Annotated in this window: 10 protein-coding genes; 5 read left to right on the top strand and 5 right to left on the bottom strand. The window is 49.6% G+C overall.

Annotated features, from left to right (window positions below; genetic code table 11):
• Positions 1-158: 158 nt before the first annotated feature.
• The 4 genes from sufD to EL633_RS10830 all read right to left on the bottom strand — a co-directional run bounded on the left by sufD (position 159) and on the right by EL633_RS10830 (position 4,064).
• Positions 159-1,613, bottom strand: a complete 1,455-nt coding sequence (sufD, locus tag EL633_RS10845) for a Fe-S cluster assembly protein SufD (protein ID WP_126627192.1) — start codon at positions 1,611-1,613, stop codon at positions 159-161.
• Complete coding sequence (gene sufC / locus EL633_RS10840; protein WP_126627191.1) at positions 1,606-2,430, bottom strand: Fe-S cluster assembly ATPase SufC; 825 nt, start codon at positions 2,428-2,430, stop codon at positions 1,606-1,608. The genes sufD and sufC overlap by 8 nt, the downstream gene beginning before the upstream one ends.
• 20 nt (positions 2,431-2,450) lie before the next feature.
• Positions 2,451-2,996, bottom strand: a complete 546-nt coding sequence (locus EL633_RS10835) for an RrF2 family transcriptional regulator (RefSeq protein ID WP_126627190.1) — start codon at positions 2,994-2,996, stop codon at positions 2,451-2,453.
• A gap of 255 nt (positions 2,997-3,251) precedes the next feature.
• Positions 3,252-4,064 carry a class I SAM-dependent methyltransferase gene (locus EL633_RS10830; RefSeq protein ID WP_126627189.1) on the bottom strand — a complete coding sequence of 271 codons (813 nt, stop codon included), beginning with the start codon at positions 4,062-4,064 and terminating at the stop codon, positions 3,252-3,254.
• A 486-nt stretch (positions 4,065-4,550) separates the two neighbouring features.
• On the opposite strand from EL633_RS10830, the gene EL633_RS10825 reads away from it, so the two are divergent.
• From EL633_RS10825 to EL633_RS10805, 5 genes are all read left to right on the top strand, one after another.
• Positions 4,551-4,982 carry a hypothetical protein gene (locus EL633_RS10825; RefSeq protein WP_126627188.1) on the top strand — a complete coding sequence of 144 codons (432 nt, stop codon included), beginning with the start codon at positions 4,551-4,553 and terminating at the stop codon, positions 4,980-4,982.
• Between the two features lie 139 nt (positions 4,983-5,121).
• On the top strand, positions 5,122-6,006 hold the full coding sequence (locus EL633_RS10820) for a 4-hydroxy-3-methylbut-2-enyl diphosphate reductase (RefSeq protein WP_126627187.1): 885 nt from the start codon (positions 5,122-5,124) through the stop codon (positions 6,004-6,006).
• Between the two features lie 10 nt (positions 6,007-6,016).
• Positions 6,017-7,369 carry a helicase-associated domain-containing protein gene (locus EL633_RS10815; protein WP_126627186.1) on the top strand — a complete coding sequence of 451 codons (1,353 nt, stop codon included), beginning with the start codon at positions 6,017-6,019 and terminating at the stop codon, positions 7,367-7,369.
• 690 nt (positions 7,370-8,059) lie between these two features.
• Positions 8,060-8,551 carry a YajQ family cyclic di-GMP-binding protein gene (locus EL633_RS10810; protein ID WP_126627185.1) on the top strand — a complete coding sequence of 164 codons (492 nt, stop codon included), beginning with the start codon at positions 8,060-8,062 and terminating at the stop codon, positions 8,549-8,551.
• 234 nt (positions 8,552-8,785) lie between these two features.
• On the top strand, positions 8,786-12,778 hold the full coding sequence (locus tag EL633_RS10805; RefSeq protein ID WP_126627184.1) for a tetratricopeptide repeat protein: 3,993 nt from the start codon (positions 8,786-8,788) through the stop codon (positions 12,776-12,778).
• A 179-nt stretch (positions 12,779-12,957) separates the two neighbouring features.
• Here EL633_RS10805 and EL633_RS10800 read toward each other — a convergent pair whose 3' ends face one another.
• Positions 12,958-13,806 carry an alpha/beta fold hydrolase gene (locus EL633_RS10800; protein ID WP_126627183.1) on the bottom strand — a complete coding sequence of 283 codons (849 nt, stop codon included), beginning with the start codon at positions 13,804-13,806 and terminating at the stop codon, positions 12,958-12,960.
• Between the last annotated feature and the right edge of the window lie 351 nt (positions 13,807-14,157).

The following is a 14,157-nucleotide window of genomic DNA, read 5'->3' as shown; positions in this document are numbered from 1 at the left end:
TATTGCTTCTCTTTATATGAGGAGGGCAAGAAACAAGGCAGGGGTGACGCTGCCGGGCAATCACACCGGGTTAGCGATCATATGGGATCGCCTTCCCGGTATAGTTACTTACAACGCCAACTTGTGATCGCCCTCAACAGGTATACACAGACATTGCATTAGTATTCTGCAAGTTGAATTTCATCATCGGCGGGATTGCCATCCAGACTAACTGCATGTTCATCAACGCCTTCGATCTCCCAGCGCTCTTGCGCGTCGACCCAGGTATCGGCCTCGGTCTCGTAGGCACCGCTCATACGACTGATGATGCTACGACGCAAGCGTACACGCAGATTTTCCACTGGAATACGTTGCAAAACAGGCTCAAAGAAGCCTTGAACGATGATACGCTCGGCTTCCGGTTGGGAAATACCACGAACCATCAGGTAGAAGAGTTGCTCCTCATCAATCTGGCCGGTGGTAGCACCATGGCTGGCACTCACCTCATTAGCGGCGATCTCCAGACCTGGAATGAACTCACCACGCGCCTTCTTGCTCAACAAGAGACCGTGCGCGGACAAGAAGGAGGCGGTCTGTTGTGCGTTTGGGCGCACACGGATCATGCCGTCAAACTCGACACGGGAGCTATCGGTGAGTACACCTTTAACCAGTGTCTCGGCATTGGTTGATAGACCAATGTGATCTGACAGGGTCTTGATTGTAAAGCGCTGGTCATGGTCGGTGAAGAAGACACCTACCAGTTCACCCGCGCTACCGTTGCCCTGCAAGCCAGCTCCAATTGTCTCCAGGTTGACTTTCGCACCCAGATCGGCCAGGACAAATGTGACACTGGCATCGTTTTCATAGGTTGCATTCTTATTAGAAATGTTCCAGATATTCCGGCCCAGATCCTGTAGATTGCTGAACTCGACACGTGCCTCACGTTTGGCGATAACCTCAACGACATCACTGAGAAGAGAAGGTATATCACCCTCAACCTTGGAGTTATATTCCTGTACGAAACGTACACTACTCTGTTCTTCCGCAATGATCAATGAATGCGAGAAGACAGCAGACTGTGGCTGGTTTACCCACAACTGCGCCAGTAAAGGCTGCTCGATCTCTACACCTTTAGGAATATAGAGGAAGAAGCCGCCGGTCCAGAATGCGGCATGCAGGGCGGTATACTTGCTGCTAGCAACTGGCACGCAGTGCGTCATAAAATGTTCGCGTACCAGATCAGCATGCTCACGCACCGCTGTCTCTAGGTCGGTCAGGATCACACCCTGCTGCTGCAGTTCTGCACTCAACTCGGTATGTACTACCGTTGAGTCCAGTTGAACGATCAGGCCCGAGCGCTCATTGACTAAAGAGGCCTGCAGAGAACTCTGGATAGCCTCAGGCAGGATCGCATCTTTCTCCGTTGGAGTAAATGGCTGCAACTGCTGGAAATTAAAGCCAGCAATGGTCCTGAGCGTTCCCAGGTCACCACGGCGACCCAGGGGGGCTGGTGTATTTTCGTAGGTTTCCCATGCCTGTAGACGCAACTGTAGCATCCACTCAGGCTCCCCCTTGTAACGCGACAGCTCTTCTATCGCCGCACGGGAAAACCCTGGAGCTAACGTGTTAAGCATCAACAGTCTCCTCGCTTACTTCCTCAACAGGGCGCAGCCACTCATAGCCTTTTTCCTCAAGCTCTAGAGCCAGCTCACGACCACCCGACTTGACGATCCGGCCATTAAACATGACATGGACATAGTCAGGTTTGATGTAGTTCAGCATACGCTGATAGTGCGTGATCAACAGGATACCCAGGTTCGGTCCGGTTAAAGCATTGACGCTCTCAGAAACGATGCGCAGAGCATCGATATCCAGACCTGAGTCTGTCTCGTCCATCAGGGCGATCTCAGGCTCTAGCAGGGCCATCTGTAAGATTTCAGCGCGCTTCTTCTCACCGCCGGAGAAGCCATCATTGATGGAGCGGTTGATAAAGCTGTTATCGACACGCAACAGTTTCATTTTCGCCTGCAGCAGTTTGCGGAACTCACCTGGTGGAACCGCGCGACGTTTACCCATTTTACCGGTAGGATTGTCGCCTTCATCCAGAGGCTTATTGCCTTCACGTACAGCTTCCAATGAGCGGCGCAAAAAGTTAGCCACACTCACACCTGGAATCGACATTGGATACTGGAATGCCAGGAAGAGACGCATACGCGCACGACGATCTGGAGAATACTCCAGGATGTTCTCACCTTTAAACCAGACTTCACCTTCAGTTACTTCGTATTTTGGATTGCCCATAATAACATTGGACAAGGTGCTTTTACCGGATCCGTTAGGACCCATCAATGCGTGTATCTCACCCTGTCGAACTGTAAGGTTCACGCCACGCAAAATCGGTTTGCCTTCAATATTGGCATGGAGATTTTTAATTACTAGTTCAGATGCCATATACCTTAAAAAACCTTCCTTTATGGTAAGGGACGAACTTTAGTTTCGCCATCCTTAGCAGGTAGACAGAGTTCATCGGATGAACCCAGACCTACATGAATGTCAGAGAGTGCAATAAATTGTGCGGCAGTACCCTGGTCATGCATAGAGACTGCTGCAAGTTCCGCTAAAGTCATGGAATCTAGCGTCTGCGCAACTGCGTCTCGCACTTTTGTCCATAGATATTTCGTTTTACAGGCCTCAATGAAATTACAAACCTGCGTCATTTCTCCTTCTGTCGCACAAATCATTGGAGCAATAGGCCCTTCCAGAACACGTACCACTTCACCCATTGTTATCTCTGCGGGGTCGCGACTAAGTTTATAGCCGCCGTGTGCACCACGTGTACTTACCACAAGAGGGGGGTCCGCTTCTCGTAGCAACTTCACCAGTTGTTCAAGATAAGCTAACGGTAACGTTTCGGCCTGAGAAATATCGGTCAGAGAACGAGGACGACCACCGTAGTAACGGGCAAGGTCAACCATGATTCGTACACCATACTCACCCTTCGTAGACACACGTAACATGATGGTCTCTCCCTTCTCGCGTATCGCTTGATCATATCATTAATTAATCCGACCTGTTCACTAGGATATATTCTAGCACTTGAACAGGGAGAGCGTCAACTACTGGATATATCTATGAGCATTACAAGCTCATAAATAAGTATTATGGAATGTGGCGGGATAGGCGACCGCAGTCGCCTATCCCGCCACATTCCATAATACTTATTCTTTTCGAGCGCCGAAGGCGCGAGGTGTTATAAAAAGGACAGATATCCCTTAAGCATCTTTGGGTTTGCGGCCAATGACAATCTGGCGCGTCCCTTTGCCAAACGGCTTCCATAAATAGTCGCCATAAATGGCCTCAACTTTAAAGCCAGTCGTAATAAACAGCATCTGCAACTCACGCGGAAAGAAGAGATGCATATCCAACTTCGAAAGATAGCGCTCATTCTCACCATTGGTAAAAAACTTCTCGTGGGTCCAGGTAATATGCTGCAACTGCTCATACGCATCATATTTACGGGTCGTGTAGAGCAACATGGTAAAATCACCATCCGATGACTCTATCTCATCTTCAAGATACACTGTGGAGGGACGATTGAGGGCATCACTGAGATAATCTATATCAGGTAGAAAGGTATCAACAACAAAATGACCGCCGGGGGCCAGATGTTCATATGTAGTGCGAAAGGCATCTAACTGTTGTTCTATCTCATAGAGATGGCAGATAGAATTAAAAGGGAGGATAATCAGGTCAAACTGGCCTTTGTGTTCCAGCTCATAGTCGCTCATATCTCCATGATGGAGCAGGACACGCTGCTGGATGTCCTCGGGTTCACGGGAAAGCTTGCGTTGATAAGAGTCAAGCATTCCCTGCTCTATATCCAGGCCTTCAAGATAAAATTTACCGGGACTATGTAAAAGATCGAGGCCAATACGGCCACTCCCACAAGCCAGCTCAAGTACACGTTCAGGTGTGTAACGCATGACCAATTCGCGCCAGAAAGGCAGATCTTGCTCTGACTGACTCTGATACTCCAGGTCATAATCGCTGACCCGCTCATAATATTCACCCATCTCGTAGGGCATAGTTGTTTTATCCTTGTTAGTTTGACCTGCATAACAGTTTTAGACGCTTAATACACATATATCTATCCAAAACGGCCATGCACAATTTCTGTGTAACTTTCAATGAATAGCCATCTGAGACTATCCCAGTAGAGCTTAGCATATACGACTCAGCGCTGCAAGATACACGTAGTTCGCGCTTGCAGCGCTCGCTCAGTGAATATTCTGTGGGTTTTGCGGGCCGAGCCCGCAAAACCCACAGAATATTCACACTTTGCTGAATTTCCTTACCATTAGCTGTGTTACACCGTAGAAGAAAATAGGGCGCGCACCCGATGTCAACTCGACGTAGTTTGCTATAGTATGTATAGAAGGAACAATATAGCAGGACACTGCTACTTAGGAAAAGGTCACGGTGAAGGCTACTCCATCGCGGTTAGCTTCGCTCATAGGATTAAAGCGCGGACTCATAAAATGCAGTATTTACACGCCAGAGGAGAAAAATCAGTGCAAGACATAGCACCAGAGGTGGTGTCTATTGCCGAAGCTTGCCTTGGTGGATTACAAGGTCGCTCAGCATTATTAATCGGTTCCGACGAGCAGCGCTACCCATACCTCAAGCTATTACGGCAAGAGCATATGAAGTATGTGTATCAAGAAGATACCGCGGAGCGTGTATCGACCATTCTTCCATATGTACAATTGCTCATCTATACACCTACCATCTCCAGGTTTGAGGGTGGAGGGACAGTCATTCCCTATCTAAGTGCCGCGAATATCGCCAAAGGTTGTGCGGGTAGACGTACTCCACTACTGATCTTCGACCTTGCGCCAAGTACTTCAGTTGAAGAACTGGCAGGACTGCTGCCTGCGGTCTGCCTCTATACGCCAGCGGATCTACAGCGTATTCTTTGTAAGACTGAGATGAAGGCCTCTTGATCCATCAATTCTACTTAGGACATCTGGCATGCGAGTTCATTCACTCACCATATACGTGTATAATAGAACATTAGAATGGCCCTCTTAGTGAGTGAGGGCCTATTAACTCGATCTATAGCAGTTTGGAAGTAAACACAAAATGGAAGTTATTAAAATTTCTCCTCGCGGTTATTGCTATGGCGTGGTAGATGCGCTGACGATGGCGCGCAACGCCGCTAAAGATACAACCTTGCCTCGTCCGATTCATATTATTGGTCAGATTATCCATAATCGGCACGCCATTGAAGAATTAAGCACTCAAGGGGTCGTGACATTGGATGGTCCGAACCGCGTGGAAATTTTGGAGCAGGTGACAGAAGGAACGGTCATCTTTACCGCCCATGGTGTCGCGCCAGATGTCAAGCGCCGCGCACAGGCGCGGGGCTTAACCTGCATCGACGCGACCTGTCCCGATGTGACCAAGACCCATGATCTGGTCAAGGACCTGGTTGCGCGCGGCTATTATATTCTCTACGTCGGCAAAAAAGGCCATCCCGAGCCAGAAGGTGTGATGGGCGAGATTCCCGGTCATGCCAGTCTGATCGAAGTTGAGGCCGATGTTGATGCCCTGCAACTTACTCCCGAACAAGAGCAAAAGATCGCTATCTCAACCCAGACCACCCTTTCCCAGTGGGATACACGACGCGTCATTGAGTATATGAAAGCGCGCTATCCCAATGCCGAGGTGCATATCGACATTTGTGCCGCGACACAGACACGTCAGGAAGCAGTAGCCGCGCAGGCTAAAGGGGCCGACCTGACCGTCGTCGTGGGAGATCCCCGCAGTAATAATACCAATCGTCTGGTCCAGGTTTCGGAAGAATTAGCTGGTGTACCTGCGGTCCGTATTGAGGATCTCTCCCAGCTAGATCCTGCATGGCTCAAAGGCAAAAAACGTATCGCCGTTACCGCCGGAGCCTCAACCCCCAGCCAATTGACGCGGGAAGTAATTCGCTACCTGGAACAGTATCCGGTAGAAGCGTAGGAGGATCCTATTGCAGGATATATTAGCTGCGGCACCCGAGGTGATCGTCCCATCGGAAACTGCGGTCCTTTATGATGTGGCGACGCTGATCAATGCGATTTATCAGATCACCATTGAGCCCACAAAAAATAGGAATATCCCTAAGCGGATCGTCAAAAAGCTACGCCCTTTACTCAAGGGCCAGGAACGGCTTGCCTATGATGACGAGGATATCTATATAGATATGCTGCTGTATATCATGAAAACACTTAAACTGTACAGATATACACAGCTACCCTTTGAGAACGTCAAGCCCTATTTGACTCCTGGCCCTTACCTCAAAGAGTGGAGCCAGCTGGATGCAGTAGAGCAGACGCGGGTCCTGCTTGAGATATGGCAATACAACTATACCTGGACCGAAGTCAACCGCTTTATGGCCGACGATTATTCCTGGGGCTATGCCTATGGCTCTCATACACTAAAAATGCGTCAGGTGCTGCTTGAACACCTATCCAGACGCACTGCCGGCGAATGGTATTCAGTGGAATATCTCCTCAAAGAGATCTGGGATGAAAATCCAGCGTTCGCCCTCCATAAGTTACGGCCTACGTATGAACGTGGTGGCTCACGTAAGACTCAGACCTATGATGAATGGCTTGTCGATCATGCCTCTATTTTCCTGAATATGTTTTTTTCCACCATCGTGGAAATGGGGATCGCTGATTTTGGTCATCAACCCATGAAAGAGCCAAACTTGTTGGTCTTTAAACAGACAGGATACCGCATTACCGAGCTGGGTCAGCAGGCGCTCACAAAAGCGAAAACGAAAACGAAGGTGCCCAAAGAAAGAGCGGCCGCCACGAACAAAGCTGTCATAGTCCAGCCCAACTATGAGATTCTCCTGCTAGAAGCAGATTTTCCTACACTCTACAAGTTTCTGCCATTCACCCAGATCAAGCAGCTCCAGATGGCGAGTACCCTCGTATTGACCCAGGGTGCGTTGCTAAAAGCCATGCAGAACGGCCTGAGCATCGACGAGATCATGAAGACCCTCGCCGAAGCCAACCATAAAGAGCTGCCGCAGAATATCACCTACACCCTGCGTGACTGGGCCAAACAATATAAACAGGCCACCGTAACCCAGGTTGTGCTCCTGGAGCTACCCAACGAAGAAGTAACTACCAGCCTGAGCAAAAACAGCACCCTGATGAGTATGCAAGTCAGCAAGATTGGACCCAAAACGCTGATCATCCCCTTCGATACCGCCAGCAAAATCAACTACCAAACGATCCGTCAGGTCCTCCAAAAAGAAAATATCAACGCCAACTTTCTCGTCCCCGAATCACACACGAGCAGCCGCTACGACCACTTTGAAGACTATTGATCATCTCACACAGCGAGATGTATTGGCTTGAAGAGTAGTTCGCTGGGAGTGAGCGCATCAGTGTGAAGCGGACCGAGCGTACGTCGAGTGAGCGCCACACGCGAGGCCGGCATGCGGTTTGCTCAAAGGCGATACGTGCTAAGAGAGCATCGCATGCCTGTGGCGCCTACACCAACCATGTTTCGTGATCCTGTTCGTCCGGGAACGGGGATAATTGAGCGTTCCCTCACACACGTTCCAAGATAATGCGGCACCAATAAGCATGATTCGTGTAGGCGCCACAGCACTGCGCCTCTTTCTAGCACGTTGACTCACGTAAACTCAGCAGTGCGGCCTCGCGTGTGGCGCTCACTCGACGTACGCTCGGCCCGCTGGTCACGTTTTTCCATCCAAAACTGGATCACCAACCATGACCATGTAGGGTCTGAAATAGCTTCAGGTGAGATGTGTCGGGAATAAGGCTCGGGGCTATGTGTTGTATTCCCCGGCAATTTCATTGTACTATAGCATGGTTATATACCCGTGGCTCAAACCATCAGGAGCGTGCCACTTGGGGGATAAAGTGGAAACAAGAGGCGAAATGCGCTACAATGCCTGAGAAGGTAGAGACTAAGTCCGATCAATAAAAGGCGTAGCGCATTCCTCTGCTAGCCATTTTGTACCAATTTGCAAGTTAAAGAGAGGATTTTTATGGCGGGTGACAGTTCATTCGATATAGTGTCGCAATTTGATGAGCAAGAATTGCTCAATGCAATTGATCAAACACGGCGGGATGTCCAGAATCGCTTTGATCTCAAGGATACCAAGACGGACATCGTGCAGGCAAAAGACACTATCACTATTACGACGGATAGCGAGATCTCACTGAAAAGTGTACGCGATATCCTTGAGTCCAAAGCAATACGCCGTAAGTTATCTCTGAAGATCTTTAAACCAGGTAAAGAGGAGAGTGCGGCTGGCGGTCGTGTACGTCAGGTGATAGAGTTACAGCAAGGTATCACGCAGGAACAAGCGAAGGAAATTAGTAAGCTGATTCGTGATGCACATCCGAAGATACGCACACAGATACAAGGCGATGCGGTGCGTGTTACGGCCAAGAGTCGCGATGAGCTGCAGGCAGTCATTTCCTTGCTGAGACAGACAGACTACCCGATTCCTTTGGATTTCATTAACTACCGCTAATAGCTAGCGGGCATGGGCACAAATAAAGGTGATAGAGTAGGCACCACTGTACACAAAGATACAGGAATGCACAGTACTTTAGTCCCAAAATGCGTGTCCATGCCAGCGAAGTGTTGTACCCTAGTTTTGACTAGACCAAATCTGTCAGGCACCATCTGTAGTGCACGCCTTGCATTGATGTGAGCATTAGGAGCGTCGCTGCCTTGTACGCTCAATCGAGAAAGTGAACCTTTCATGTCAGGGAACAGACAAGACTTTAGTGCAGCCATTAATGCGGCCGATCATCATCGTTGGGATAGTCACTGGGCCGAAGCAATGCAAGAATACCAGAAAGCACTTGCCGAGTTCCCAGAAGATGCAACAGCACGTAGTGGTCTAGGGTTTTGCCATATGCAAATGAAGCAATGGCAACAGGCGCTCCGCGAATATGAACATATTTTACAGCGCGACCCCAGCAACGTCATTGCTCTGAGCAAGACCGCCGAATTGTACGGCATTTTGAACAGGCGTGATGATGCCTACCAGGCTTATTTACACCTGGCGGACCTCTACTCACAGGCCGGTCAGGGCGCACGGGCGGAAGCAGCCTGGCAGAAAGCAGTTCAGTTATCGCCAGGTAATCCAGAACCACATGAGCGGCTCGCAAGCTATTATTTCGAGAAGAAGGATATCTCCTTGATGTTGCAGGAGCGCTTAGCGGCGGCCCAGGGATATCTGCTCAGAAATGAAACTGACCCTGCACGTATGCATTGTGAAGAAGTTTTACGTGCCGATGCATCAAATATTCAGGCACAGCAGTTGCTCTCTCAAATATTGTCAGGGGGCGCTCGCTCACTGGCATCTTATGAGAGTGCCGGAGCAACAATTTCATCAATTCGTTCAGAAACTGGTACTGATCATCCTGCGAATGCACAATCAAGGACAAACGATCCTGCGGCATTCAACGGATCTGTACCATCGGGAAATACAAGCGGAGGGAATACTGGCATCATGGGTAACATGGGTAGCGCGGGCAATTATGGTGGGGGAAACAATCCAGGTCCACAGGCAGCAATGGCCGGTGGGAATGGAATGAATTCGGCCCCTCGCAACAGAATTAACGCCAACCAGGTCACAGGGGCATTGCAGCAGGCGCAAACATTTCAAAACCAGGGCCGGTTCAATGATGCTATTGACCTCTGTGAGCAGATCCTGGAAAGTGGCTTTGATCGACCAGATGCCCGCTATTTTTTAGGTTGGCTTTACCAGGAACAGCAGCGCTGGGATGAGGCAATTCAGCAGTTTCAGCATCTTCTGAATGATCCTGATTATGCGTTGTCTTGCTATTATGCATTAGGACAGTGTTATCGGGCCCGTGGCGATCTACGTACCGCCACCGTCCATTTTGATGAGGCGGTCGATCGGGTAAATCTGGATGCGTTGACGGCCGAGGAATCGGATCAGCTGGTCCAGCTCTGTCAGGAGGCCGCAGAGGCACATCGTCTATTGGGTGAGCAGGAGCAGGCGCTGACAGTATATAATGCGCTGCTCGGTTTCTTACGTAGCCGTGGTTGGAACGATAAAGTTGCACAGGTTGAATATATGTTGCAGCAGGCCCAGGGGGCATCGGCACCAACCAGGACTTCGACTCCTCCACCTGCGGGTATGACGCAAGCTCCGCAGACCAATCAGCCTTCATTCCCTGACTCACAGGTGCCGGAAGCTCCTACGATGGAAATCAGTGCCAATAGCATTGCCGGAGCTGCCAATAATAATACTGTCGCGCCTAATCAGAATAGCTCAGTTGGCGAATTACCAGACTGGCTGACAGGTATCTTGAATGATTCTGAGAAGTCGCAGGCGGCTAAACCTGCCGCGCCGCAACAGCCAGTTCCTCCCGCACCCGCACCACAGGCGAATCCTGAGACGCTAGCGCCCAATCCTCAGCAACCTGCGGCTGAAACTTCAGCCCCTTCCTGGTTAACTGATGAGGCGAAGCCGAATTCGACACGTGTGCTGTCACAGGAATTAGAGGATCTGATAGCTCCCAAGCCACAGCAGTCTCAACCATTGCCTCCTCCGGTTCCACAGCCGGTACAGCAACCACCTGTGCAACAGCCACCACGGCAGTCCCAACCACTGCCTCCTCCGACCGCACAGCCTGAGCCATATATTGCGCCAGTGCCATCACAGCCACTGGATCTAGCCGCACCTCCCGCCCAGCCAATGGTGCCGCCAACACCCGCGCCAGTGCCGCAAGCCTTGCCGCCGGTACCACAGGCAGCACCAGTCTTTGAAGAGCCACAGTTGATGGTCCCAGCTGCACCAGCGCGTGCCCAGCAGGAACAGCGACCAGCCTTTGAGGATCTCCTCAACCAGATGGCTGGTACCCGTAACGGCGGAATGGGACAGGTCGCGGATGCTGTGCTGGCAAGTACGGCGAACCTGCCTGAAAACATTCGCTTGCAGGTTGTCCGTTCGATGCAGGACATCCAAAAGTATATCAATCATGGCTTGCTCACACCAGCCACGGAAGAATGTCTGCGTGTTATCGATATCGCGCCCCAATATCTGGATGTACACCAGGTACTATGTGAAATCTATGTTCGTCAGGGCAAGATTGAGCAGGCTATCACCAAATACGCTATCCTGGTTGATACCTATATCGTGAATGGCCGCATCGATGATGCGATCGCTACCTATCGACGTATTCTACAGCTTGAGCCAAACAATATTACTTATCGCACGCGCCTGATCACCATGCTCTCGAATCAGGGACATAAAGAAGATCTCTTGCGCGAGCGCACGCTGGCCGCGGAATCCTATCTACGCCTTGGCTACATGGATCGGGCCATGACCGAACTGGAGCAGGCGCTTCAGGAGAGTCCAACCAGTGTTCCTACCCGCCTGAACTATGCGCTGGCCTTACAAAAACTTGGCCGGAGCCAGCAGGCGGTCGCTGAATACCAGCGTGTACTACAAATTGATCCTCGTAATTTGACAGCCCTTGTGCGCTGGCATGTGGCGATGATCACCAGTATGGGAACCCCACGCGGGACATCACTTGAAGTTCTGTCGCGTATCCGCTGGCAGTTGCGTGGTGAAGGTCAGAAACAGGCGCAGGGTGTAGTGCGCGAGTATGCCCAGAGCGCCGAGATCTATCCAAATAACGCCGATGTCCATTTCTCACTGGGACAGATCTATCAGCAGTGTGGATATTATGATCGCGCGGTCGAAGAATATAATCAGGCGACCCGCGATAGCCATGTTGAGACCTTTGCCAGGGTTAGTTCGGCCCAGGCGCTACTCTCTCAAGGCAAACCAGAGGCCGCCATCCAGCAATTGGAGAAAGCGCTTCAGGCAGTGCGTCAAGCTCCACAATCCCTGGATCCCGCAACCTGGGCGGCTCGACCCCGAGAAGAGGGTGAAGAGCATCGCGCTCCAGAGGTAGAGATTTCTACCCAGCTAGCCAAAGCCTATGGACGCACAGGACAACAGGAGCAAATGCAGGCTATTCTGCGTCAGTTACAGCGTGTCAAACCAGCCCAGGATGAAGTAGCTTCAAGCATGGCCGAGATCTCTGCCCGCCAGGGTGATATCCCAGGTGCCCTGCAAGAGTATCAGGACATGGTTAAGCATTATCGCAATAATCGTCAGACCGATAATGCGATCAATGTCCTCAAAGAAATGGTGCGCCTGGCTCCCCAGGATCCACGTGCCCACGATGAGCTCGCTGATATCTATGTCAGTCGTGGATTACTGGATGAAGGTATGGCGGAACTACGCCTGCTCGCTGACATCTATCTACGGCAGGGTAAACTAGAGCAAGCCGGCGAATCGGTCCAGCGCATCGGTAATATCTATGCCGAAATGGGAGACACCGAAGAGGCCCTTACCAGCCTGTTCCGGGCCGCTGAACTCAGTCCTGACTCAATGGATCTCTTGCGCGAAGTGGTTGGCTTCTGTCTGCAGCTAGGACGCAATCAGGATGCTGCCAAATACCAGGGCCAGATTGCCCGCCACTACTTCGAAACCCAGCAGGTCAAAGAAGCGGTCGCAGCGCTACAGCAGTTGATCACCATTGATCGCTCAAACTTCGACGCCTACGACATGCTCGGTCAGACCTATCAATCGGTCGGTGAATACGAGCAGGCCAGCCGCGTCTACCGCAACCTGGCCAAAGTCAGTCCTGGTAGCTCCATCGCTCGCGAACGCCTGGCCACCCTCCAGGAATTACGCACACGCTAACTACCAGCCGCCAGAACACAAAGAGGTCCCCTCTCATTGCGAGAGGGGACCTCTTTTTATCGTACGAACACAACGTAAAGGATATTATTTTTTCGCACTTGTAAAGGTTTTTGTTATAGTAGAAATGGATTATTCTTTGATGAAGAAGACTACTATTCTTATTAGAATAGAAGAGATGTTCACAAAAGGGCTTCAGCTAAAAAAGTCAAAACAACATTGGCAAAACCTTGAGGGTTTTCAAGATGAAGCATAACGTGACTGTTTGGAACGATTCTCTTTTGAAGTTGAGGAATTTCTTGTTCAAAGATGCTTGCTGTTTTTTGTATCGTTGGTGTAGGAAATTCTCCTTCTAGAAGGAGTGTAGGAATGCGAATGTCTTTCAACCATTGTTTTTGTTTGGTCAATTTTTCAGGATTCTTTATACCTTTCTCTTGTGGGTCCATCAGCAAATGAATATGTGCATGTACCATATCAAACATCCATTGATATACTTCTGGAGATACAGTTGATGGAGTTATCACCATTTTTTCAAGGCACAATTCACACCCTCTTTTGATATCGCCTTTTTTCAATTCTTTGACAATCGGTACAACATCATTAAGTAATGCTGGTAGCTTTGCCATTGCTTCCACAAATGATTTGTACATTCCAACCTCTGGTGAGATAAGCACCAGTGATGCAACAGAATCGGGATACGCATGAATAAAATCAAGGGCTGGTCTTGCACTTAGATCAATAATAGTCACCGGGAGCATATGTAGTTGCTGTAAGAGTAAAAAAAGATCTTTTGAACGGCTAAATGCTGTTGCTGAAGCTTGCGATTTTCCGCATCCGCGCGGGTCAAAACGGAGTACCTGGTAGGATTGGGCGAAGTGTTGAAATGGTCCATCCCAAATGCGGTAATCTAATAGTTGGCTATCATACAAAAACACGATTGGCTGCCCTTTGCCTACCACCTCATAATATATTTTTGTGTCATCTAGAGTGATAAAGGATGGCGTAGGCGCATCAATACCTTTTTCTTCCATCTCATTGATCTCCTATTACATCTATGATACTTTTATTACACGTATAGATATAGAGGATAGCTCCGATGGAATTTAAGCACAGAACCTGAATAGTACATAAGTTATTCAAATCTGAAGAATCGACTTCTAATAGAATTGTATTTAAAGATTTAGAAGAATAGAAAATAAAATATTTCTAGTCGAGTGACGCCCACTCCACGTACGACACGCTCGCCGGACACGTCGGACCAACGCGTAAAAAGATGAATTTCACAACAGGCTTCAAACAGCACTAAAATCAATTTCTGGGACTTCTATAGTAGAAGCATCTAATTATTCCTCATATTAATCAAAGAGCCGATATATAACCTT

This window comes from Dictyobacter alpinus (assembly GCF_003967575.1).
GTDB lineage: Bacteria > Chloroflexota > Ktedonobacteria > Ktedonobacterales > Ktedonobacteraceae > Dictyobacter > Dictyobacter alpinus.
This window is presented reverse-complemented; position numbering and strand designations above follow the sequence as displayed.